Source organism: Drancourtella sp. An12 (assembly GCF_002160935.1).
GTDB classification, from domain to species: Bacteria; Bacillota; Clostridia; order Lachnospirales; family Lachnospiraceae; genus Sellimonas; species Sellimonas catena.
The window spans coordinates 187,327-212,305 of sequence record NZ_NFLO01000002.1 but is presented as its reverse complement, the minus strand read 5'-3'; the positions used below and the strand labels follow the sequence as shown (position 1 = coordinate 212,305).

Genomic DNA, 24,979 nt, shown 5'->3' with positions numbered 1-24,979 from the left:
ACCTCTTACCAAAAACACGTTTATGTTTACAATGTTTTTTCGTCTCTAATTTGTCTAAATAATAACATTCAGACTATTCATTTTCAATATCTATATCCCTTGTCATCATTAATTTTTTTGACATTTTTTACAACATAATTACAAAACGGATACGCATAAATCGCGTATCCGTCGAAACTTTAGTCATTGACTTTTCCTCGTTTTCAAAAACTGCCTTTAAACATTTTTCCCATTTTACAGATCTGCCATCCGGCTGATAATCTCCTGATAAAATTTATCCTGATTGTCTCCCCGGTTGAGGGTATCCAGAATCACCCCGTCCTTCAATAGAATGATCCGGCTGCAGTTGCTTGCCATCTGCGGATCATGTGTTACCATAACGATGGTCTTTCCGAACTCCCGGTTGATCCGGTTCAGAGCGTCGATGACGATCTTCCCGGACTTGGAGTCCAGGTTCCCCGTCGGCTCATCCGCCAGTACCAGATCCGGGTCGTTGATGAGCGCCCGGCAGATCGCCACTCTCTGCTTTTCTCCTCCGGACAGTTCGTACGGATTCTTCTTGAGCAGATGGGTGATCTCAAACTGATCTGCATATTTCTTCGCCGCCTTTGTCATGACATCCACTTTTTCTTTTCCGAGGATCATCGGCAGCATGATATTTTCTTCCACGGACAGACTGTCCATCAAATAAAAATCCTGAAAGATAAATCCGATCTTGGTCCTTCGGATGTCCGCCAGCTTATCCCCGAAAAGGTCGGTGGTATTCTGCTCCATAAAGAAGACCTCTCCGTCCGTCTGCTTGTCGATCATGCCAAGTACCTTCAGAAGAGTCGTCTTCCCGCACCCGGATTTTCCCATGATGCCGACGAACTCTCCTTCCTCCACGGTAAAATTCAGTCCTTTCAGGACTTTAATATCATCCTCGCTCTTTTTAAAGGCCGACTTCTGATAATTCCGAATCAAATCTTTTACTTCCAGTACATGCATTACCCCTGTTTCCTCCTCTCACGTTTTAATCTGCGGATCACATACCATCCGAATAACTGCTGGATTAAATATACTACCACTAAATAGGCGATCATGATCGCCGCCCAGTACTTCCAGAATTCGGTTCCGACTCCGTCGCCTCCACCGGTATTCTGCTGATACAGATAGGAACATACATACAGCACACCCATGACAAACGCCGCTCCTGCCGAAATCATTGTCAAAATCTTTGTCTCAAACCGGATATTCTTTCGCTGCTCCTTTTCTTTCATTCCCATATAATTCAGGAACTCATACCGCCGTTTGAAAGATGTCATCTCCGACAGGTTCTTCAATGCCACAACGAAAAATCCGCTGAGCAGAAGGGTCGCCATCAAAAACAGCTTGCTGGACAGGCTGAATACCGCACGCATCCGCTGTCCCTTCAAAAACTCATCCGTATTGTACAGACTGTTCTCCATCATTACTTCATTCTTATTTTTGATTCCATTGGCATCATTATATGCAGTCAGTTCTGTGTATGCATCCGCTCTTTCCCTCGCCGGGAAAGTAAACAGGTAAAGCTCGGAAGCTTCCGTCTTGTCCCTCCGCACTTCCTGCCACCGTTCTTCAAAGAACTCATCGGAAAAAATAACCATGTTTTCATGGTACTGATCCAGCGAATACTGTCCGATAAGACTCTGGGTGAAAGCTTTCGTCAATTCGTAATGATACGGTTTCCCTTCCTCTGTATTCTTCAGCATGACCATATTAAACTCTGGATCATAATTTCCTACAAACACATCTTCATACAAATCATGACTGTCCCAGTTCGTTATATCTTTTTCCTTCCGAAATTCCGCATCCTCCATGCCAAACCAGATCTCGCGTCCTTCCAGATCACAATCTTTTCCCGTCAGTTTTTGATATGTGGAGGCGGACACGCCGATCTGCTGTGCTGTATAAGCGGTTGTGACACGCAGCATCGGAAACTCTGTTACGGTACCGTCATATTTTTCAGCCAGTTCTTTTGCATACTCTTTGTCCTCTTCCCTTGCAATCCATACACTGTCATACGGATAGTTCTCCCGGTACCTATCAAGGGGCAGGAGGCTGGAAATTTCCACTGTCAGATAGGTCAGAGCAAAAAAGTGAATCACTAACAGAAGGATCAGGATCATCAAATTATTCTGGAATTTACTGTACAACTGGTTTAGCTGAAAAATATGGCGCAGATAAGATTTTTTCCGTTTCCGAAACCGCTCCAGCACCCACGCCAGTCCAAACACGACAATCAGTACCATGCCTGCCGGAAAGACCGCATGGGACGTCAGATACATAGAATCCGAACCCTGATACATGTCTTCCCCAATCACAAGAAGAACAATACCCAATACAACCAGCAGAAGCCACCGCCCGCTGACCGGACGTTTCTCATTCTGCTCTGCGGACGACATGAAGGCGCTCATATCCTTCCCGTCCATCCACGTAATCAGCGCCACGAAAACAAGCGCCATAATTCCGATACTCAGACCGCAGGCATTTCTCAGAATCTTCCAGTCAAATGCCGTGATCTTGATAAACTCCGGATAGATACCCCGGATCCAGTACTGGATGCCGTATAACAGCCCGATTCCAAGCAGAATCCCCAGAATCAGGGAAAGCACACATCCTGCCACATATTCAGTCAGCATCATGAGATAGGAGGTTCGTTTCCTCATGCCAAGAATAATAAAGGTGGAATAGTCCTTCATCCGAAGCTGAATATAGTGCTTCATAGAAAAAACCATCAGCAAAACAGTGATGACGGTAATGAGTCCGGCTGCAATCTTGAAGTCCATTTTCAGTGCCGCTGCCGTCACCTTATCTGTAATTGCTTTTGTTACAATGTCATTCATGCCCCAGAATGCGATCATCTCCGCCACCGCAACAATGTTGCTGATGAAAAATAAAATGTAATTATGTAGATTACTTTTAAAATTTTTGAGAATAATTTTATTAAACATTATCTTTTCCCCCAGCCCATAAAATATAATATATTAATATTTGAATATATTTTATCACGGCATATATTGTCTTATCAATACCCGCCCCCCCATTCAAAATTTTCTGTTTTTTCCAAGTTACACTAACGGGAATCTCACCTCTCTATCTGGTTCGCGGCAATAGAAGATCCTCAAGAATCTTTTTCTCCCGAAATACCCTGGAACCTATGAAAAATCCATATACGAGGAAAATAGCTAAAATCCCTATTGCTTGATCTTCCAGCGAACTCGATGGTGCGGACTCTGCAACAGAAGGAAAGAGTGTACCTATCATTGCATTATTCAGGAAATGAATTGCTGTGCAAATCCAAATATTCTTTGTTTTTAAGTAGACATATCCCATAAAGATACCGATCAACACACAACAAGCGATTTGATGAAGAAGCTCCTGCAAAAGTGTTGATGACGGATAGCGAAACAAATACAGAGGCAAATGCCAGACACCCCATATCATTCCTGTCAAAATCAGTCCCTTTTTCATCCCAAACTGTTTCTGCATCCTTGGCTGCAGAAAACCGCGCCAACCGTATTCTTCTCCGAAATATGGAAGAAACACACAGAGGAAAAAAAAGGGCAGTCGAAGAAGAGCCGAAGGAAAATGACTATATAATTCTATAAAATCCAAAAATGCGTGACGGTTTCCGGAAAAATAGTCAAAAACAGTTTGGATGAAATAGTTGCCTGCCTGAAGAATCAGAAATAAAAACAAATAAAAAAGTATTGTTTTGATCTTTGTTTTACACAGCAGCCCATAGGCATCTTTTGTCTCTGCCGGTTCCAGAAAAAGAGCAAGATCAAAAAATACTATACCGGTCAAAACCAATATTGGACTCACAGTTTGACTTAAGGATACCGGAAGAAGCACACTTTCCAAGACAACAGCGATCAAAAACAGAATATCTGCTGCAAAAAAAGCTCTGCACACATATTTCGGGAATGGCTGCGTCTGTCCCGCCAAAATCCGGAAGACTAAAAACGCTGCCGTAGCCGGAATCATCATTTGAAAGGTTTCTAACCCAGATAGCGGTTTGTGAAAGTACGAAGCAAGCCCCATACCTACCCCCTCCCCTATAGTAAGGATAATTAAAAAAAGCAAAAATAAAGGCAGCGGTTTCTGACGGCGTAAAAATTTCATATAATCACCCCTCTTTTTAAAAATAATTATAGAACAATTACATTACGGTAAATTGCGCTAATAAATAATATCAAATTTCTTTTTTACAGTTCTACTTTTAGCCCTGATTCTTATCCATGACACCAACCTCCTGTCAAATTCTGGGTTTCTTTTTATTGATTTTAGTATATCACACCCCCATCTTCTTATCTACATTGCCGGATTTCGTCTCAAGGTTGTTTTCTGTACAACGGAACCCGTGATCTATCACTCTTTTTTTTGATATCATGTTTCATCGCCAGATAGATCCCAAGCCAAATTGTGGCATATATCAGGTACACAATGCCAAGAGTCATTGCATATTCCATACCCTCTTCCCCGGTAAATAATCTCGCCTTCCTTGTAAGTGCAGCAAACAACACTCCGCCGATCAACGCCTGAACTAATGGCAGAAGAATGAAAAAGCGGAGCTGAAATACAATTTTTTCCCATCTGTCTTTCTGTTTCATTCCCAGCTTTTCCAAAAAGTCATTCTCCCATTTCCAATTTCTTTCCTCTTCCCTGACAAACAGAACATATTGAAAGACTGCCATCATCAGCAGGATCAGCAATATAAACCCGTTTGCTGTCCGGGTCAGAAGGATTTCTGATTCCGTATTTTGGATCATCTGTGTCTTCTCATAGAAAGGCTGGATCGAACGGTGCCAAAGCTGATCAAACCGGTTTTTCTCTTTCAAATATTCCATCTGCTCTGCGACTTGCTTTTCTGTTCCATCCGGGACATTTATACAAAGTAGCATGGTAGGTCCTTCCGTCAGATTGCCTGTGTGAGTTCCGGTATAAAGAATCCACTCTTCCTCTGATGCATGTTCCCGCTCCGCCCAGTGTTCCTGATTGTGGGATGTGATTTTCTTCCATACTTTTTCAAAATATTCATCAGACAGGACAATCAGATTCTCCTGCTTTCCCTGCTGAAAACTTCCAATCAGACTGTCCCTCTCTTCGCTTACAATCCGACGTTTCGGAAAGGCTTTTTCATAGTCTACCGTATCATAATACTGTAAAGGCTGTCCAAAACGCAGGTGCTTTTCGATCCTGGTCGTATCCCAGTCAATGGTATTAGTCTTGACGGAAAGATCCTGCTGATAGACGACATGCATATCCTCCCCGGAAAGTGCCAGATTGTTTGCTTTCTTTCCCATCCTCTCCCGCATCTGGTGATAAGAAGTCTCGGAAATGGCGATATGCTGTCCCTGCGGCCACTGCACTGGGCGCGGGCCTGCCCACGATGGAATTTGATCGCTTCCATATAAGGATGTCATTCTCACCATCGGGTACTCGATGACATCAGCTCCGGCTTTTTTTACGATCTGTTCCAGCTCCGGAAGATCTGACTCATACGCCGTACATACAAGATCATACGGGTACATGGTTTCTACATTCTGCTTCATCATCGAACTGATAAATGCCGGTGAAAACATCGACAGAAGTAAAAACTGAATAATCGAGAGGTAAAACATCACCCAGGCATTCTTCCAAAAATGGTAATACCATGTATGCCACCGGAACAATCCCTGATAATATGCTGCCCGGCATTTTCGTCTTTTCAGCCACAGTCCCATTCCCGCCATGAGAAGACCGAGGATTCCAAGTACCGGAAGGACGTAAACCACTTTCATCTCTGCCCATCCCCGGATGGAAAACCACTTCATTCCAAGGACATAAAAGAAGATTCCAAGGATAACCACAAACACCAGATTTCGTTCCGGTCGTCGCTCCTTTATCTTTTCTTCGGTCAGATTGGTCGAATTTCCAAGAGCGATAAAGTTTTCCTGATTGAACCCAAGCGCCAAAAGCATCAAAACAAGGTACACCAGAAATCCTGTCAGAAACCGGGAAACACTCACCACTCCCGGCAGATCTACACTTTTAGGAAAGCTTTTCGCAAATGACATTCTCATAAAGACCGATCCCAGAGCTCCAGCCGGGATTCCTATGAGCGCACCGATCAGAAGATTACCGAAAAACTCCGCAAGAAAAATACGATACGCCGTATTCTTCCGGATTCCAAGGATCACCATCAGACGATATTCCTTCTTCTGCTCCTTCATATACCAGGAAGTCACCAGGGTCATCATCAAGACACTCAAAATTCCTAAAATCAGTGCCAGACTTTTGAACAGTCCATGGATGCCTTCCCCGAACATGACGCTCACCAGGGCAGTATGCGTTTCCCCTTTTCCTCCGTAGAGCTGATTTGTCATCTGATACATGGCAATAACGATGTAGCAAATTGCGGCAAGCATCGCCCCTGCCATAATGAAAACTGCCTGATCTTTCCCCCGGTACCGGAGGTTCGCCCGAATGACCTGATAAAATTCTTTTGGATATTTTCCCGGAAAATAGTCTGCCTTCTTTCGGTGAGCTTTTTCTCTTCGTTCTTCTTCCTGAATCGTCTCGTACCGTTCGTTGATTTCTTCCTGCTGCTCCAAATATTTTACACTCAAAAATTCCACTATGGAAACGATGATATAATACAGCGGAAAATTAACATAAAGTGTCAGATCCATCGTATTAGTGATGACCGCGAGCATTCCTCCATACACCACCAGACTCACTACAGGCAGATAGGAATACCATCCCTGTCTCTTTCCCCGCAGGATGAAAACTATCCGGATCACCGACGCCATCACAAAAAGCGAAGTCAGAACAAAAATCAGATATTCCGGGTGGAATCCGTCTTCTTGCATCATCCTGACAGCCATTTTCGGCCAATAAAGCGATGCCCCTGGGGCACGGAATTTCATAAAAAACAAAGGCAACACCGCAAGAATGCCTCCGCCAAGCTGTATGCACCTGATCCACTTGCTTTTTCTATCTGTCTTCATCTTTTCCCCACCTCTCCTAATTTCCCTTAAGGAAAGAGAGGCATTATGATAATCCACTGCCTCTCTCTTAAATCTAAAATGAATTATTGCTCACGTTTTTACCCTACTATAATTTACAGATAATACGATTTCAATATTTTGTCCTTGACTTTGGTTTTTCTGTCCTCTAATTTCCATTTTTCTTGTTATTAAAATTGTTTTAAAGATATTACAAAATTCTACTAGAATAATCGTTTATAAGATTCAGTTTTTAAACATAAAAATTAACTTTAGACATATCAGTACTTTTCTTTTTTTGAGTTAAATCCTCCGTATCCAATTTACAGCTTCCTTTCTCATCATGCATCTTGACAATTTTATTTTTTCAGCTGCAATGATACCAACAGAAGAAGTTCTTCCATCCTATCTGACTCATTTTCTTCTAGACAAACAAATAAATATTCAAAAAAGATTGCTACCAGTTTTGTATCTGGTAGCAATCTTTACCTTCCTCCTGTCATCTCTTACATAAACAGTTGATTTTCAATCTCTGTCATCAGCCCATCCGCAAAGTAAATATTTTTGATCTTTCCATCTTCAAACAGTACCGTTCCATTCTGTTCAAACGATGCCTCTTCCCCACCAATAGAATACTCCAATTCAGTTACAAATGTATAATAATTTCCCTCCGAGCTTTCTTCCGGCTGGACATCCGCACTTTTAAACGTAACTGTCACATCCCGATCCGCAGCATATACATTCAAATTCGTATAAATCCAGTACGGTATACTTTCAATTCCTTCCTCTGTAAAATATGAACCGTACATTTCTTCCAGTAACTTTTGAAAATCATATACTCCATATGCACCCGGTTCTGTTGTCTCAGAAGAATCCTGCTCTGCCATCTTCGTTGCTTCTTCATAGGCATCCTGCATTTTCTGATTTGGAATTGTAAACAATTTTTCCAGTACCGTAGTTACTACTTCTTTCTCTTTTTGCTCTTCTTCTCCCTTAGAACAACCTGACAAGCTTATTATGACTGCACACAAGGAGAATACCAATATTCTCTTTATAGTTTGGTGATCCATTCCCAAGTTCCTCCAGATTTCCTTTGCATCTATTGTTTCATCAAAACTCTGATTACATAACTGCCAATAATAAATATTGGGATTAAAGAAAGTATAAAGCATATCAGTTCAAAACGGCGGCGAGATTTTTTCCATTCAAAAAACAGATAGATCGAAAAACTGACCGAAGCCATCGTTGATACAAAATTGAGCCAGATTGAAGAAAAATTTTGTTTATACATAAACTCATATACGACTGCAGTAAGGATCACTAGTATCGCCGGGTAATTGATTTTAGATTTTCTTTTCATAATTCACCCCTTGCTGGTGCTGAGTAGATTATTCAACCATCCCTCTACTTATCAAAACGCCTTTTTGTTTTTCAAAAAATATTATATTTTAAAATACACCGGCATCACCTCATTCTCTCTTTTTTCTCTGTTATGTTAGTTATACTTTAATTCATCATTATTGTTTTTTCAATACTCTTTTATTTAATTTATTTTTCTGTTCTTTGATTTATATTCTTTTTGTTTTCAGTTTATTTTTTGCAGAAGATATAACAATATTCCCCCATATCCGCCCATAATCCCCGGATTCAATCTCTCCTGTGGAAGTAATCGGAATTCGTCTATATCCATCCTGTTCTTTTGTTCCTTCCCAAGTACCCGATCTGCGATATCCAGAATCCACAGATTACCTCCTGTTCCATGACACAGACTCCAGCTGTCGCGTTTCCAGTATGTTTCTGTTTTTCGATACGCTCTTTCAATATCGTTTTTCAACCTTTCCTTCCATGCTCTGTCCGTCACACGTTGATAGCACCACAGCCTCGCAAGTAAGATTCCGGCCGCCCCATGGCACCATGCTACGGTATCTTCTCCTTCTTCCTTATCTTTCCTTCGATCGATCCAGTTTCCTCTTTTTTCATCATAAAGGCTCTCTTCATATTCCCGGATCTTTTCTGCCAGGATTTCATACTCCTGTTTCTTCGTAAGTTCCCAAAGTGCAAGAACCGGCATCAAAATTCCTGCGTTTCCATGTGCCATTCCACTGACTGGATTTTCTCCTGTTTCCAATTTCCATCCGATTCCGCAATCCATCTTCACCGCCTGCGGGAGCATAGAGTAGACCGCCTTTTCTGCCTCCTTCACATATCTCTCTTCTCCCGTCTGCTCAAACATCTGAAGGAAGATCCATGCTGCTCCCGCTTTCCCTCCAAGCAGGTCGGCACAAGTATCTTTCGGAACGATTTTTGAAACGATTTCTTCATGTTTTCTGGCATACTGTAAATAAATCGCTTCCTTTGTCAGTTGATACAGTTTTAAATAGGTATAGACGACAGAACTTTCCCCTGTATACGCCCCGGTATTTTGGGACTGTAGATTCTTTAGATCTTCCATCCCCTCATCTGTATATCGAAACAACTGTCTCTGTAACGCTTTCTGAATTCTCTCAATTCTTTCGGATTTTTGTTTTTCCTGCATCACAGTAGTAAGGAGCAGCATCCCGCTTAATCCATCATAAAAGTAAATACCCATCGGACGGATCTGCCACGCACAGCTCCCGGAAGAAGCAAAGCGAAGGACAGGCCAGCTCACCTCGCTCCTCTTCTGATTCCAGAGCGCATAACTGCACAATCTGTCTGACAGCATAGTAATGACCCGATCCAGACTTTCCTTATTCACCGTCCGTTCAAATTCCTCGTCCGCTCTGACTTCGTATATCTGATTCACAAAATGCTCTTTATTCTCCGGAATAAGTTCCATGGATGTACGAATCAGATCACACTGCTTATTCCGGTCCGATTGACCGATCCCTCCCAGACGTTCCAGAATCCGGCTGTATGCTGTCCTTTGAAAAAAGGCTTCCTCACACTTCTCCTCTCCGGCATATAAGCTCTTCTCATCCATTCCACTGGAAAAGCATGGGATGTCTCCCCGCAGCAATGCCCGGATTTCTTCCCGGACAATCCGCTCTTCCCTGTCCCGGCGTCCCTGTCCAATGGAACACAGGAAGATTTCCCGATCCGCTCCATCCATCAGAAGGGACGGGTGATAGGAACTGTTTAACAGCATCGCGTACCGCTGCGTATGCATCAAAACAACCCTGCTTTTGAGTCCTTTCCCTTCTTCCAGAACACTTTGAAAGCTTCTTTTTTCTTTCTCCACTGCCTGATACGCCTCGGAAAATCCTCTAAGAAGATCGTCCACATATGCCGTGATCGTTTCCTCTTTTCCTTTCATCCATGCAAGATTCCTGCCTGCGGAAGTAACTCCCTCCCGGTAGGTGATATACATGTTGGAAGTCTCTTCTTCCGCCACCGCCGGAATCTGAAATGGAAGCTTTTGACCTTTCTTGCTGTGAATGGCGCTCCCGTCAATTCCCTCTCCCTCTTTGTTCCACACATAAAAAGGCAGGATTCCTGTTCCAATCACCGATTCCCGGATCCAGGAATAAATTGCATCCTCCGCTGACTCTGCCTGTATCTCTTTCCCCGGTCGTGCCAATGCTTCCAGATCCACAATCACCGGATATGCTCCACAGGCAATCAGATTTTCCGCATGGATATCACTCGTTCCAAGGAGATAGGAGAGAAAGAGCTGTTCTCCCAGTCGTCTGTAATACTGACGGATCTCCTGCTCCGATTCACAGCTTTGATATTCCACGATTTCACACCAGCTATGGTCGCGGCAGGACAGGATTCTATAATGATACTGGCTTGAACCCGTCCTTTCACTGATCCACCCCAGAAGCCTTGTGAAAAACTGTTCATTCTCCATAGAACGAGGTTTTAAAAGTAGCTTTTTCCCGTTTTCCAGACATATTTTCAGTACTTCTTTCCCACCGTTATGAAGATCCGATAGTCCCGATTCTATCCCTGTGATCCTGCCCTGAGTTCCCCCGTCAAAAAAGAGTTCCCCGATTTTATCAGAATCTTCCCGGAACCATTGCACTACCTGTACATAGTACTGGATCTGACACTCTATACGCTCCCGGATACATCGAATCAGAACCGGATAGGTGGCTGCGATATAATAGAAAAACTCTTTTCTTCCACATATTCTGCAAAAGTCCTGATACTCCTCTTTCGAGTCCGCTCCCTTTAGCATTCCCCTTTGCTTGTAACCATGCATTTCCGCAATCAAAGTGCGAAGTGCCATATTTTGCAGACGGACCGCCAGTTCATTCCCAAAATCTTCATATACGCCCGAAGTGATCTGCTCTTTCCCGGTATGTAACTGACGTTTGAATTCCTCTATTCCTGTTATCAAAAAAGGCTGGTAAAATTCTGCAAAAAACAGCTTCGTATCTCCAATCTTTCTTCGTATCTCCTTTGATGGATCATTCCATTCCCTATATTCCACACGCAAACTTCCCGTGTAAGTCCCTTCTTTTCGCTCAAATCTTTGATCTTCCAGATATGCCTGAAAGTCAGGATGTCGCTTTTGAAGTTCCGACACCAAAGCTTCTCCTAAAAGCTGCTCCCAGTATTGCTTTTTCTTTTCATTGGCTGGTTTCTTCTGGTCTTTTCTATACTCTCTCTCCCACAAATACGTATCTTTCATAAGCTCCTCCGAAAAAAGCAGGATGCTCGCATGAACATCCTGCTCTTAAAATAATTAGCAACATAAGATTGTTAAAAAGGTATCTCCAGCCGGATTAGTAAAACGCTCTACTGCTTCTTCCAATTCCAGATCTTGCATCCCGTTTATTTCTTTTAATTCGCTTTTTAAGTCTCCGGCAGTATACAAATACACTTCTTGATTCATATTTCGTTTCTCTCCTCTAATCTCCAAAATGTAATGGTTACTATAAATTCACTTTCACGTATCTGATAAGAAAAGTCTCCTTCGTATTTACGGACAATCTTCTGTACACTTTTGATCCCATACCCATGCAGTTGATGATTTTGTTTATTCGTAATCAATTTTCCCTCTTGTTCTGCCGGTCTGTCTTTGATACTGTTGGAAATGGTAAGATAAAGCATCCCTGATTTTCGTGTGATCTGTATCGCAACCCACCGCCTGTCATCCTCGATTTTCTCACAGGCTTCGATGGCATTGTCCAAAAGATTACTGAATAAGGTGCAGATTTCCATATCTGAAAAAGGCAGTCCTACGATTCGATCCGCCTGGACACGAACTTCGATCCCCTTTGACTCTGCTTTTGTCTTTTTCTGTTCCAGAAGGGTATCCAAAATTCCAACTTGAGTCCACACCGTCTTCTTTTGTACCAAAATGTCATCCGACAACTCGTTGAGATATGACATTAGCGAATCCCATTGTTTCTCCTGTCCATACTCACGCAAAATCAGCAGATGATGCTTCATGTCATGGGTCTGTATTCTGTTCTTTTCCATCATGAGTTCCATATCTTTTATATGGTTTTCAGACAATGTTTCCAGTTCCAACAGCATTTTATTTTCCGTTTTCAGCATTTGAAAATGATGAAAAAACATAACGACTCCTGCTGTCAGTGTGCCTACAAACACCAGCGAAACTGCCGCACTCCAGCCCTGCGCCGTTCTGGTACTTGTTACCATATTGATCATAGTTGTCGTATAAATCCGCAAAATTCCTAAAAATACAACGCAAAGGAGTGCAAGGATCTTTCTGTTCTCTTTCAAAATCAAACTTTTTTCTTTCCATTTCATCAAAAACAGAATTGCAACTGCTCTTGGTATCAAAAACAGGACACATTGCAACATGGACTGCGAGAACTTATAAATCTCTATCCAAAATTGTTTTCCAATCACTTCCATAGTGATAAATCCGCAGAAAAAATCAAACAGCGCAAGAATCGTGTAAAATAGAGTAATGATCTCTATTTTAATCAGCATATTCTTTCTCTCTACAATCCAGGCACAGAGCAGCGTAGCTAAAATGATGAATATAAACATGGTACTAGAGAAAAAAATGATTTTTCGATTGATCCCCAACAGGGTGCCTGACACCAGAATATTCCCCCAGATCAGCACCTGCTTCCATTTCCGTAGACATTTCTTCTCCAGCGCCGTCCGGTATAATACCTGATAGCACATCCATACTTCAAAGATAGAAAGCAGAATCAATACTATGACATGGATTTGTCGTTCCATTCCCGTTCCCTCCAGTAAGCTTCAATCTTTTTCTTCGCTGCATCGATCCGGTACTGGTTCAGTTCCAGTTCATGACCTTCCTCCATGTAGATCGTATTGCCCTTGATACTTTGGACATTGCGGAGGTTGATAATATTACTTCGATCTGCAAGGAAAAATTCATTACTGTCCAGCTTTTTCATCAATTCGCTTAAAGAAATCCGCTCTTTGAAGTTCCCGTGGAAGGTCGCATATTCTGCATATTTTCCCATCTTTTTCTTATGGACGGTAATAATTTCACGGAAATAGACTTTTTGTTCTTTTTCTTCCGGTTCATCCTGACGTTTCAGTTTCAGATAGTCATTCTTTTCTGCACCCAGCCGGCGCATAAGCTTTTCCAGAATGTGCGGCAGCCGTTCATCCATCGTTTCTTTCAGAATATACTGATCTGCCTCGATCTCATAGCTTTCCAGCGCAAATTCCGTATGGGACGTCAGGAACACAAGTCCACGATTCGGGTAGGTTTTCCGCAGAATTCTTCCAAGCTCAAGTCCGGTCATACCGTCTCCAAGTTCGATATCCACGAAAAAGATATCCCCTTCCTCTCCGTATTCCTGTGTCTTCGCATACTCCAGAAATGCTTCTCCGGATGAGAAAACCAGAAGTTGTGTGTTCAGAAATGCGTCCGCTGTTTCTTTGATTTTGTCCCGGATCATATCCTGCATTTGTTTATCGTCATCTACAATTACAATTTTCAGCATGTGTCTCCTCCTTCAGCAGAAGATAGTATTGATTATTGTTGACATCGTGGAAAATTGCTTCTCCATCCTGTATCTGCAGGCGGAAAGTATGCTCCCACAGTCCGTCTTCCCCGTCTTCTACAAGCTTTCTCCCGCAATGATAGAGGGAGATCCCCTCCTTTTGTTCTGTCACCTTGCGGATGATATCATCCACCGCATCACTGATTCTCATAGAATGCCGGGCCGGATTCCATCGTCCAAGCAGACGGTTGACTCTTGTTTTGTTGACGACGATCTTTTCGCAGAAATGTCTCCGAAACTCTTTTCTCACCTCCTTGTCCGCTTCCAGCAGGCCGAAGATCTCTTCCGCCTCATCTTTTACATCGTCGTATGAAAAGCCAAGCTCTCCATATGCCTCCATATGGCAGAGCGCTTTCTTGAGATCTTCTTCCTCTTTCAAACGCTCATACCGATCCCTCAGCCACTGAATGCTCTCTAATAAAATCTTCCTGCACTGAAGTGCGTCCGTTTTGTAAAATTTTGAGACCGCAAGTTTGATTCCTTCGACTTCTACTTTGGCAAATTTCATTTTTTCTCCCTGCGCCCTCAACTTAACTATCTTTTCGTCCTGATGAAATTGTACTACATTTCTCACTAATTTTCGCCCTGCTGGCCATGAAATCATCATTTTTGTCCTCGAATTCTCCGATTTTCCCTTTTCCTTTTTGTATTTCTACGCTTGCAAAATGTATTGAAAAGGCGGAAGATCTGATCTTCCGCCCTGCTTTCTTTGATTCTGTTTTGTTTTCTTAGCCGTTAATCATGAAGGATACGAGTTTGTCGATATCTTCCTTTTCATAGGCAATGATTTCCAGTTCCGGAATTTCTCCGTTGGAAAAGATATTTGCCAGAGATACATACTGAGACAGTTTTGATTTGAGATTCAGTCTGTCACCCTCTCCTGTTACCAGTTCCACCTTTCCTTTACAGCTGTCCACTACTTCAAAAAATTTGTCAATGTCCGTAATGTTCTGTACTTTCATCTGCGTTTCTCCTTTCTTTTTCCTGTTTGTTTCTTATATGATTTATTTGCCTGCAAGGACAATGTCCTTTTCCCTGATTTCAATCTTTTTCTCTTTCAAGAGGCGTCCCACCGCCCGTTTGAATTCGTTTTTGCTCATCTCAAATTCCGTGCGGATCGTTTCCGGCGCCGCCTTATCCGTAAATGGAATCCGGCCGCCATGTTTTTCCATGTAGTCCATCAGTTTTGCCGCGTCTACATCCATCTGGATGAATGCTTTTTCCCGCACGCTTAAATCCAGTTTTCCGTTGTCTTTGACTGCAGATACTCTGGCACGGATCGTCTCGCCTACCCGGTAGGAATGGTACACTTCCCGTTTCGGGATCAGGGCAGAGTATTTTCCGTCTACCGCCACGAAGACACCGAAGCGGTCACTGAGTTCGTAGACAATTCCTTCCACCATATCGTCTTTCTGGTACGGGGAATCGCAGGACAGCTTTTCGTAGACTTTCATGGTCGCGCACAGGCGGGAGCTTTTGTCAATGTAAAGGCTTACCAGAACGTGATCGCCCTTTTTCACCGGTCCGGTCTGCTCCCTGAATGGAAGGAAGAGATCCTTTTCCAGTCCCCAGTCGAGGAATGCGCCGTTCTTTCCGGTATCGATCACTTCCAGCACCGCCAGTTCTCCGAGGGTGAGCTTCGGCTCATTTGTCGTTGCAATGAGACGGTCTCTGGAATCTTTGTATAAAAAGACTTCCACAGGATCTCCCAGCTCTGCCCCTTTCGGTACCTGTTTTTTCGGAAGAAGGACATGCTCCTCTTCCGTTCCCAGATATACTCCGAAGTCTACCTGCTTTTCAATCGTCAATACTTGCTTTTCGCCCAATTTCATCGTTTTGTTCTCCTTTATGCTTTAGCTCCACAACCGCGTACGGTTTTCCATTCTCATCCCCAAGCGCTACCGTCGAAATGCCGTCCTCTATCTTGTATGACGGATAAAGAATGTCTCCGTAAACCGCTGATTTCTTATATTCTACCCGCAGGCCGGAAAAGTCCGGCTCCATCCCGTTTTCTTCCAGAAGTTCCACCGCCATCTGCACATACTGGCAGTTGTTGACGTGATGGTTCGTGTCAATATGATACTTCCTGACTTTGATCGGAGACGTTTTGACTCCTCCTTCCGGCATCGACACTTTCCGGGATGCATATTCCATCGGATACGGCTCTTCCATCCCGTAACGGCTGATCTCCTCTTCGGAAGGCCGGGTCGGACGTCCGGATGCCAGATCCATGTAAACCCAGATTGAGTTGGCATACGCCGTGACTTCTCCATTTTGATCCTTCATGACAAAATTCCGGTCACCGAAGAATCCGTGGAATCCGGTCGGCCAGGTGCAGGTCCGGATTTCTTCTCCAAGTTTTGGATAGCGCAGGATTTCTACCTGCCAGGAAGAAAGCACCCATGCTTTTTTCTGTTCTTCGAGATACTTCGTTCCTACGCCAAGATCCTCCGACTGAAAGATGCTTGCGTCCTGGAACGAATTGATTATGCCCGGAAGTGTCATGCATCCGTTGTCCGACACTTCACTGAGCCGTACTCTTGATTTCACCTCGTACATATCATCCCTCTTTTACTTTTCTTTTGATTCTGCCACATAGCTTTTTTCCATCGTAATTACGCATTGATACCGCTCGTCCAGATGACGGATTTTCTCCATCACCAGATGAAGCAGTGTATTTTCCTCTTCTTTATCATACCCGTGGGGCATCACCATGTCAAAGATCAGATTGATCTGATGTTCGCCCGGCACCATACGGAAGTCATGAATGCTTGCTTCCGGATCGGTCTCGGCCACAATGTGTTCCACCTTTTCCCGGATCTGAAGCACATCCTGATCTTTTGTCTCAATCGGATCCATGTGGATCAGAAGATAGATGCCCAGATATTTTCTGGCGTCCCGCTCGATCCGGTCGATGATCTCGTGGGAAACTTCGATATTCACGTCATTTGGCACTTCCGCATGGATGGACGCCATGCTCCGTCCCGGTCCGTAATTATGTACCAGCAGATCGTGTGTTCCGACAATGCCGTCGTAGGATTCCACAAATCTGGTGATTTCATCAAAGGTTTCCTGCGGGACTGCTTCCCCGATCAATGGTTCCAGTGTATCTTTTGCGATTCCGATTCCGGCCCACATGACAACAAGTGCCACGCCGATTCCGACGAAACCGTCGATATTGATGCCTGTCACACGGAAAAATAATACAGAAAGTATTGTCGCCGTTGTCGTTGCCACATCTCCCATGGCATCGGCTGCCGTGGCCATCATGACTTTGGAATCAATCCTTTTTCCAAGCTTTCGGTTAAACGCCGCCATCCACAGCTTGACTCCGATGGACAGAATCAATATGACAACAGAAATGGTATTGAAGCTGAGGATCTCCGGATTCCGGATTCTCCCAACGGCGTCTTTCAGGAAGGTAAAGCCTACCTGCAGTACGATAAATGCCACAACCAGTGCCGCGATATACTCGATCCGCCCGTGCCCGAAGGGATGTTCCTCATCGGCGGGCTTTTCCGCCATCTTGACCCCGACGAGACCGATGATCGATGATCCGGCATCGGAAAGATTGTTGAATGCGTCTGCCGTAACGGAAATACTGTGAAGTACGATTCCGATGGCGCCTTTTACAAGAAAGAGAAAAACATTGCAGAGGATGCCCACCACACTTGCCAGTACTCCGTAGGCTGTCCGTACCGCAACCGTCTCTGTCTGTTCGTAGTTTTTTACAAACCGTCTTACTAAAAATTCTGTCATTCCTTTTCCCTTTCGTCTTTTGTCCTGAAGTACTTTTTCTTTATGATCCGAAGAAGAACCATTTGATTTTGAATTTTGATGTCGCTGTCACCATCTCATATTCCTCTTCTGTCAGGACATGTTCCAGCTGCTTTTTCCCTTTTTCCGGGACGACCGCATGGACGCTGTCGATAAAGCAAAGGCTCGGATACAGAACACACCACCAGTTGTGCCCTTTTGCTTCCCCGATCTGGATCCGGAGCGCTTCATACGTTCCGGCCGGAAAGGTGATATCCCCGTAGGTCTTTTCCGGGAAGACTGTCCACTCAAGGGATGCCCGGACCGGATAGGAATATCCTTCCTTCTGGATGGTCTCTTCGGCAAGTGCTTCGATCTGCGGAAGGTGGGAGCGGATAAATGCTTTTGTCTGTGCAAGGCTTTTTGTATCCATCTCTTCTTCCATCCAGGAGACAACCGTATCCTTTACTTTCATTTTCAGGTTCTGGTCCTCTTTGCTGTCGCTGTTTGCAAGCACATGGAAGCGCAGCACTTCCTCTGCCATGTGCTCCTGTGTTTTCTCTACTTTTGCGCTGACTGTCTCCGTGCGCCAGACACACGCAGTCAGCATCAGCGAAATCATGACAGCTAACGCTGCCATGATGAGATTTCTTCGTTTTTCCATGATCCATGTCCCTCCCGTTGTTTCCATTACTAACGGGAGTATTGCCGGATCTGGTTGATTTATTCTGCTTTTTCCGGATTTTTATTCCGGCGGATCGTCTCAAGCACGGTTCTTGCCTGCTTGTCGATGTGTACGCCGATTTTTTCTTCCGCCTGCTCTTTTGCGCCTGCTTCCAGATAGGTGATCAGCTCTTTGTGTTCTTTTGAGATCTGCGGATGGAATTCCCGGTGCTTTAAGTATTCCACCCGGTACCGGTACATCTGCTCTCCCAGATTGTTCAGAAGCTGGATCAGTCTCTGGTTTTCTGTAGAGTTGTAAATGATGTCGTGGAAGTGGACGTCTGCCTCGGCAGTCCTTGTCACATCATCAGATGTCAGCGACCGGTCAAACTCTTCCGCCGCCTTTTTGAGCTCTTCAATCTGCTCCTTTGTGATCCGCTCGCAGCTCAGGCTGACCGCAAGCACTTCCAGCGCCCGTCTGACTTCCAGCACGTCCCGCATGCTTTTCTCCGTGATTTCCGCCACTTCTGCTCCTCTTCGCGGAATCATCAGTACCAGCCCTTCCAGCTCCAGCTTCCGGATCGCCTCACGGATCGGTGTACGACTCACGCCCAGCTTTTTCGCAAGCTGGACTTCCATCAACCGTTCTCCCGGCTTTAACTCTCCTCTCAAAATCGCCTGGCGGAGTGTATTGAACACCACGTCGCGCAGCGGAAGATACTCATTCATTTCTGCTCCAAAATCTGCTTCCATCAATCGTTCCTCCTGTTCTTTCGTACATTGTGAATGGTTGTTGTGTAAATCTGTCTTGCAAATCCCTTCTGTCGAATCTGTTCCGCTGTTTTCTTTGCCATACTGCGTTCCCTGAACAGGCCGAATACGGTAGGTCCACTTCCGCTCATCATGGCGTTCATGGCTCCGCCGCGAAGCATCTCTTCTTTGATCTGCGTGATCACCGGGTACTGTTTCTCTGTCACACTCTCCAGGACATTTCCCATCGAGCCGGCCACACGGGTGACGTCTTTTGCCCGAAGTCCTTCGATGATTCCGTCAATGTCCGGATGATCCACGATGGCAGAAGAATCCAGCTTTTCGTAGACCATCTTTGTGGAGACGCTGATGGGCGGTTTTGCAATGAGAACGTGGCATTTTGGCATGGCCGGAAGGCGGGTAAGCTTTTCCCCGATTCCTTCTGCCAGAGCCGTTCCCCGCATGATACAGTACGGGACATCCGCGCCAAGTGTGACCCCGCGCTCCATCAGTTCTTTTTCACTTAATTTCCATCCGAAAAGCCGGTTCATCCCGAAGAGCACGGCGGCGGCGTCCGCGCTTCCGCCTGCCATCCCTGCCGCCACCGGAATGTGCTTTTTCAACGTGATGGAAACTCCGTGCTTTTCTCCAAATTCATCCAGCAGAATCTTTGCTGCACGAAACGCAATGTTGCTTTCATCCGTCGGCAAAAAAACGAGATTGGATGCAACGGTAATGCCAGGCTCTTTCCGCTTTTCCAGCGTGACCTCATCATACAGGTAGACGGTCTGCATGATCATCCTGACATCGTGATATCCGTTTTCTCTTCTTCCAAGTACATCGAGCCCCAGATTAATCTTTCCAAGTGCTTTTAACTGAATTCGTTCCATCCAATCTCTCCTTAGTTTATCCTCTTTTCTCTCCTGCCCTTTTCTTCCTGTTCCGGATCTTATAAAAGATTCTATATATATAGAAGAAACGGACAATATGTATTTTGTATACATTTTCTTATAGTATACTCAAATTTTCCTTAAAAATCAATATCCTCTCACCTGGACGCAGTCCTTTTTCCTTCTCGATTCCATTGACCTCACAGATGCTCTCTTCGGTCGTTCCGAACCGCTTGGCAAGGGAGAACAGATCATCTCCGTCTTTGACTGCATACCCTACAATACCCGGTCTCTTTGCCAGTTCTTCCATCGAGCGTTCTTCCATGGTAATGCCTTTGATATTTTCGATTTCCACCGGTTTCCTTACCAGCGCCCGGAAGCAGACGGCAGCCTTAATCTCCGCTTTCCCCTGTCCCAGAAGGTTGACTGTCAGCTGTTCGATGCAGCCGTTTAAGGAACAGCGGATATCCGGATACATTTCATTGCATTCCAGCATACAGGAAAACGGGACCATGCCCTGCCAGGTGTCAAACGGAATATCATCATCCGGCTTGACATACAAAAATCCGATGTGGAGGATTCCTTCTACCTGAATTCCTTCTTCTTTCGCTTCCGTCCGGACAATTTCAAGGCTGCCCGACGTATGGCAGATCTGAAAAATATTGTCTTTGAGTTCCGGCAGGGAAAGGGTCTCGCTGACACTGCATTTCAGGTGGTTCTGCATCACCATCTGCTCATATTCATCCTTCTCCTTTTCAGCTGTCAGATTGCAGCTTAAAGAATACAGATCCTGAAGGATTTCCACTTCTTCCTCCTCGAAAACGGAAGCTTTCACTTCCAGCGATGCCTCAATGCCGACAATCCGCATTTCTCCGTCCTCATCCAGCCGCACTTCCGCGTTTTCGTCGGTAAAAGCGCTGTCGATCTGGTGGAACATTGTCTCGTCTGCTCCCGGGCACGGAATTCTGCCCTCAAAGCGTACCGGCTCCTCGATCCAGTTCAATGTCTCATCCGGCGTCTCATAAAAGGCAAAAACAAGCAGCTCCCCTTCCACGATCAGTCCGTCCTGTATCAGTTTCGTATCCAGCCGCTGCGGTTTGATATCCGTCCACAGCAGGGAGGCAATATTTTCTTTCCCTTTCGGAAGGTGGATTTCCTCTTTGATCCGGTATGTATCACGGATGGAAGTCAGCATCTTCAGAATCTTCCGGGTCTCCTTTTTCTTACAGCACCGGTCGACGCCGTCCACGTCTATCGTCAATTCGCCTTCCTCTCCGGCTTCCGGAACCAGCACCATCTCCGCCATGGTCCGGATATTGAGCTTTCTGGAATGGATCATCACCGCCGTCACATCTGTTCTGGTGCTTCGGATCAGCCAGTCTCCCCGTTCCTCTTCTGTGTAAACCATCTCTTCAAACGGGAACTGTCCGGAGATTTCTGCCATCTTTTCATCCGCCTCATCGGTGACATAGAGAATTTTGAACATCAGCTTTCCATGGATTTTCACATAATGATCCACCTTTCGGATTTCCTCGATCCGCAGCGTTCCTTCGCTTTGCATGACTTTTTTGATATCCTTTTTGTTGTCCGGCACATTGTAGTCTTCATCAATCAGAAACTGGTCTGTCACCGGCTTTCCGCTCCATTGTTTCATAATCTGTTTTTTTACCAACTCCATAGGGAACCTCCTCATTCTTCAAAGACAACATGTCTGTCCTGATAATCCAGTTTCACGACAAGATAAGGCCATGTGTGTTTTTCGATGACCTGTTCCTTTTCTCCCGGTCCTTTCAGCTCCGTGCGGATATGGACGGCGTTTTCGGTCTCGTAAAGTTCTTTTACCTCAATGCTGTATCCGCTGCTCTCCTTTTTTCCATACCCTCTGACAAGGTACATCTGTCCCTGGTCCGTGTACGTCAGCTTCATCGGTTCGTCCTTTTTCTCTTCGATTTGAGTCTTTAATTCCTCCGGTATGTCTTCCTTTTCCAGGACCGTAAAGTCCAGCTCCTGCTTTTTCGTTCCTCCCAGGTCCGTGACAGAGCATCCGGACATGCATAAAATCAGGAAGACTGCAGTACAGGAGAAGATGATTTTTCGGAAATTTCCTGCTTTTTTGCTCATTCCATGCGATCCTGCAGTTTCTCTTTATTATCTTACACAAACTTCCCATAAAAAATACCAAATCTTGATTTCTTTTCGCGCATTTTTATAGTATAATAGTGTTACTTTGTAAGTACGTCTTTTTTCGACATACTGTCTATTAAATTTTATGGAAAGGAGCGTATCCCCATGATTCGCTTTATCTGTATTGTCATTTATCTGGTTGTCTATCTGATTCTTTCCATACCGGTCTTTTTCGTGGAATGGCTGATCGGAAAGAAAAACCGGCAGATGCGCGATCTTTCTTCCCTGCGGATTGTGCAGTGGGGTTTTAAATGTATCCTGAAAATCGCGGGCGTAGATGCTACGGTGATCGGACTTGAGAATATTCCGGATGAGCCGGTCCTGTTTGTGGGAAATCACAGAAGTTATTTCGATATTCTGCTGACCTATTCCAGATGCCCGCGGCTCACCGGATATGTTGCCAAAAAGGAGATGGAGAAGATTCCTCTTCTCTCCACCTGGATGAAGTATGTATACTGCCTGTTTCTGGACCGCGAAGATCCGAAGCAGGGCATGAAAACGATTCTTCAGGCGATTGACTATGTAAAGAGCGGGATTTCCATCTGTATTTTCCCGGAAGGAACGCGAAATACCGGAGAAGAGTTAAGTCTTCTTCCTTTTAAAGAGGGGTCCTTTAAGATTGCGGAAAAGGCGGGATGTGCGATTGTCCCGATCAGTTTGAATAATACCGCTCAGATTTTTGAAGCCCATTTTCCGTTTGTCCGGAAGACTCATGTGGTCGTAGAGTACGGGAAGCCGGTATATCCAAAAGATCTGGACAAAGAGACAAGAAAACATCTCGCGCCGTATTTTGAAGCGATTATTAAGGAAACGATTGAGAAAAACGCGGATATGGTATGAGGTAAAAAATCAGGGGAGGCAGCGGCTCATATGAGTCGCTGCCTCCCCTTTATCGTTCTGTTCTTTTAAAGATCCGCAAATTTTTTGAAACATTCCTGTATCTTCTGATACTTCTCCCATGGCACACTTCTGAGTATGTTCTGCCGTTCCACAAACTGCTCTGCAGCAGTCCTAACTGAAAAAAATACATCAAATTTTGCCTTAGTAATATATCTTCGTTTATTTAAATATCTTTTTTTCGGATCTACGGATTCTACAAACTGATTGCTTTGACAGATCAATTGAGCGTCATATGGATCGTTTTCAGCAATCGCTTTCAAAAGAAATGTTTCCATCGCTCCCGTTTCCTCAAACGGAATTACCAGTAATAATATATCCACCGTAATTTCCTTTTTCTGTCCGTTTTGCATATGACAATGAATCCATTCATTATTCTTTATCTCTTGCTGAGTTTGTACATGTCGCTCAGACATCATGTCTCTAATCTTAGTACAGAATTCTGCCTCCGTATCGACCTCATCCCGATCCGTCAGAATCACAATTTTATTATATTCTTCTTCATCGGCAGCCAGACTGTTTAGTTCCAGCATATATCCAAACTTTTCCAAAATCCGACTGGCTCCTCCGCTTCCTCCTATGCACAATAATCGCTCTTCTTTTTTGAGAACACGAAATGTTTTAAATTTTTTACTTATGAGGAAACTCTCCCGGGTGTCCTCCCACTGATATGTGTTTCTCATAAAGTACTGGATCAGAACGGAATCCGTTGAGCCTTCGCAGATTAACATACTTTTCATTTATCTCAACTCCAATCCCATTTCGTCCTGTACTTCCAACGCTTTATTTCCGGAAAGCCGCCTAACTGTGATTTTATCCTTCTTTCTGTAAAGAGTATATACTGCTGTACGACTTCTCACTTTTTCAGAACATTTTAAAACTTTATCAATCGCTTCTTTGCTGTGTGACGTTAAAAACACCTGTACATTCAGTTTAAGACAAGTTTCCAAAATCCATCGAAATGTTCTGCTCATAGCTGATGTATGAATTGCAGTTTCAAATTCATCCAGAAGCAAAATCCCGTCTTGCGCCTTTAAAACTGCACTCATCAGCAAAACTGCTTTTTTCATTCCATCGCCATATACATTCAATGGCAAAGCTTCCTGATACGACTTTGACAAGATTTTATAGATACCTTTTCCATAATTATGATTCCCTTTATCATAATTAATGCTGATAATATTTTCATCATAATCTTTTAATATCTCTAACATTTCTTCATAAAGATTCGGATATTTTAGAATATCTGTAAGATATATATCTGCATCCGTATGACTGGATGGCGCAATATAGACTATATTATGTTTTTGCTTTCCTTCTGTTCCAACGGAAGCGGTATCTAAACGTCTTTGCCCCTCATACACCCAGCCTTTTGCCACGGTCGAATCATTGATTCGGATACAAAGCTCCATCTTTCCCACTCTCTGAAGCATTTCTTCTGAATCGCTTGGGGCATAATTGACAATTTCTCTTACTTGATTATACTCAGATTCGGTCATCTCTTCGTCTATAATCCGTGCATCAACTCGTATTCTTTCTTTTACAACATGTTTTGATATAGAGTCCTGGCTTTTAATAGTGTATTCGATACTCTTATCTTTTTCATTGATATTAAATAGGTCATAGAATCCTTCATAAAAAGAATATGCCGACGCTGACGATCCCTTTCTTAACAACGTCCCCCACATTTTGAGGCTTTCTGGATTACTGTAACTTTCTATGACTTCGAGTACACTTGTTTTTCCAGAATTATTATCCCCTGTCAGAATATTAATACTGGAAAGCTGATCTAATTGTAATGAAGAAATTCCTCTGAACGATTGAATGTCCAGACTATTAATATATGTCATTCGCCTTTCTTCCTCTCTGCCCACTACAT

General features: G+C 44.1%; 22 protein-coding genes. 1 reads left to right on the top strand and 21 read right to left on the bottom strand.

Annotated features, from left to right (window positions below):
• Positions 1-234 precede the first annotated feature (234 nt).
• The 19 genes from B5E64_RS03270 to B5E64_RS03180 form a co-directional block, all read right to left on the bottom strand.
• Complete coding sequence (locus tag B5E64_RS03270; RefSeq protein ID WP_087167105.1) at positions 235-987, bottom strand: ABC transporter ATP-binding protein; 753 nt, start codon at positions 985-987, stop codon at positions 235-237.
• A complete protein-coding gene (locus tag B5E64_RS03265) occupies positions 987-2,972 on the bottom strand; it encodes an FtsX-like permease family protein (protein ID WP_087167104.1) in 1,986 nt (661 codons plus the stop codon). The genes B5E64_RS03270 and B5E64_RS03265 overlap by 1 nt, the downstream gene beginning before the upstream one ends.
• 142 nt (positions 2,973-3,114) lie before the next feature.
• A complete protein-coding gene (locus B5E64_RS03260; RefSeq protein ID WP_087167103.1) occupies positions 3,115-4,146 on the bottom strand; it encodes a type II CAAX endopeptidase family protein in 1,032 nt (343 codons plus the stop codon).
• A gap of 209 nt (positions 4,147-4,355) precedes the next feature.
• Positions 4,356-7,013 (bottom strand): ABC transporter permease, encoded by a 2,658-nt coding sequence (locus B5E64_RS03255; RefSeq protein ID WP_087167102.1) that lies wholly within the window; start codon positions 7,011-7,013, stop codon positions 4,356-4,358.
• 503 nt (positions 7,014-7,516) lie between these two features.
• A complete protein-coding gene (locus B5E64_RS03250; RefSeq protein ID WP_087167101.1) occupies positions 7,517-8,020 on the bottom strand; it encodes a hypothetical protein in 504 nt (167 codons plus the stop codon).
• A 575-nt stretch (positions 8,021-8,595) separates the two neighbouring features.
• Positions 8,596-11,628, bottom strand: coding sequence for a type 2 lanthipeptide synthetase LanM family protein (locus tag B5E64_RS03240; RefSeq protein WP_087167099.1), 3,033 nt, complete (start codon positions 11,626-11,628; stop codon positions 8,596-8,598).
• Between the two features lie 54 nt (positions 11,629-11,682).
• Positions 11,683-11,832, bottom strand: coding sequence for a hypothetical protein (locus B5E64_RS17960; protein ID WP_162610124.1), 150 nt, complete (start codon positions 11,830-11,832; stop codon positions 11,683-11,685).
• Positions 11,829-13,160: a sensor histidine kinase gene (locus B5E64_RS03235; RefSeq protein WP_087167098.1), complete on the bottom strand. Its 1,332-nt coding sequence runs from the start codon at positions 13,158-13,160 to the stop codon at positions 11,829-11,831. Before B5E64_RS03235 ends, B5E64_RS17960 begins: the two co-directional genes overlap by 4 nt.
• Positions 13,136-13,900, bottom strand: coding sequence for a LytTR family DNA-binding domain-containing protein (locus B5E64_RS03230; protein ID WP_087167097.1), 765 nt, complete (start codon positions 13,898-13,900; stop codon positions 13,136-13,138). The genes B5E64_RS03235 and B5E64_RS03230 overlap by 25 nt, the downstream gene beginning before the upstream one ends.
• Positions 13,875-14,468: a hypothetical protein gene (locus B5E64_RS03225; protein ID WP_087167096.1), complete on the bottom strand. Its 594-nt coding sequence runs from the start codon at positions 14,466-14,468 to the stop codon at positions 13,875-13,877. Before B5E64_RS03225 ends, B5E64_RS03230 begins: the two co-directional genes overlap by 26 nt.
• A gap of 220 nt (positions 14,469-14,688) precedes the next feature.
• Complete coding sequence (locus B5E64_RS03220) at positions 14,689-14,922, bottom strand: polya polymerase (RefSeq protein WP_087167095.1); 234 nt, start codon at positions 14,920-14,922, stop codon at positions 14,689-14,691.
• Positions 14,923-14,964: 42 nt separating this feature from the next.
• Positions 14,965-15,792, bottom strand: a complete 828-nt coding sequence (locus B5E64_RS03215) for a S1-like domain-containing RNA-binding protein (protein ID WP_087167094.1) — start codon at positions 15,790-15,792, stop codon at positions 14,965-14,967.
• On the bottom strand, positions 15,758-16,519 hold the full coding sequence (locus B5E64_RS03210) for an acyl-ACP thioesterase domain-containing protein (RefSeq protein WP_087167093.1): 762 nt from the start codon (positions 16,517-16,519) through the stop codon (positions 15,758-15,760). The genes B5E64_RS03215 and B5E64_RS03210 overlap by 35 nt, the downstream gene beginning before the upstream one ends.
• A gap of 12 nt (positions 16,520-16,531) precedes the next feature.
• A complete protein-coding gene (locus tag B5E64_RS03205; RefSeq protein WP_087167092.1) occupies positions 16,532-17,719 on the bottom strand; it encodes a cation diffusion facilitator family transporter in 1,188 nt (395 codons plus the stop codon).
• A 40-nt stretch (positions 17,720-17,759) separates the two neighbouring features.
• The gene (gene spoIIR / locus B5E64_RS03200) at positions 17,760-18,380 is read right to left on the bottom strand and encodes a stage II sporulation protein R (RefSeq protein ID WP_087167091.1); all 621 of its coding nucleotides are present in this window, start codon (positions 18,378-18,380) and stop codon (positions 17,760-17,762) included.
• A 59-nt stretch (positions 18,381-18,439) separates the two neighbouring features.
• Entirely contained in the window at positions 18,440-19,132 is a 693-nt protein-coding gene (locus B5E64_RS03195; protein ID WP_087167090.1) for a GntR family transcriptional regulator, read from the bottom strand.
• Positions 19,132-20,019 carry a 4-(cytidine 5'-diphospho)-2-C-methyl-D-erythritol kinase gene (gene ispE, locus B5E64_RS03190; RefSeq protein ID WP_087167089.1) on the bottom strand — a complete coding sequence of 296 codons (888 nt, stop codon included), beginning with the start codon at positions 20,017-20,019 and terminating at the stop codon, positions 19,132-19,134. Before ispE ends, B5E64_RS03195 begins: the two co-directional genes overlap by 1 nt.
• Before the next feature lie 118 nt (positions 20,020-20,137).
• Positions 20,138-21,697: an SPOCS domain-containing protein gene (locus B5E64_RS03185; protein ID WP_087167088.1), complete on the bottom strand. Its 1,560-nt coding sequence runs from the start codon at positions 21,695-21,697 to the stop codon at positions 20,138-20,140.
• An 11-nt stretch (positions 21,698-21,708) separates the two neighbouring features.
• Entirely contained in the window at positions 21,709-22,140 is a 432-nt protein-coding gene (locus B5E64_RS03180) for a protease complex subunit PrcB family protein (RefSeq protein ID WP_087167087.1), read from the bottom strand.
• A 168-nt stretch (positions 22,141-22,308) separates the two neighbouring features.
• On the opposite strand from B5E64_RS03180, the gene B5E64_RS03175 reads away from it, so the two are divergent.
• Positions 22,309-23,043 carry a lysophospholipid acyltransferase family protein gene (locus B5E64_RS03175; protein ID WP_087167086.1) on the top strand — a complete coding sequence of 245 codons (735 nt, stop codon included), beginning with the start codon at positions 22,309-22,311 and terminating at the stop codon, positions 23,041-23,043.
• A 65-nt stretch (positions 23,044-23,108) separates the two neighbouring features.
• On the opposite strand, the gene B5E64_RS03170 is transcribed toward B5E64_RS03175, so the two are convergent.
• A complete protein-coding gene (locus B5E64_RS03170) occupies positions 23,109-23,831 on the bottom strand; it encodes a DUF3226 domain-containing protein (RefSeq protein WP_330616859.1) in 723 nt (240 codons plus the stop codon).
• Between the two features lie 9 nt (positions 23,832-23,840).
• Positions 23,841-24,950, bottom strand: coding sequence for an ATP-binding protein (locus tag B5E64_RS03165; protein WP_087167084.1), 1,110 nt, complete (start codon positions 24,948-24,950; stop codon positions 23,841-23,843).
• Between the last annotated feature and the right edge of the window lie 29 nt (positions 24,951-24,979).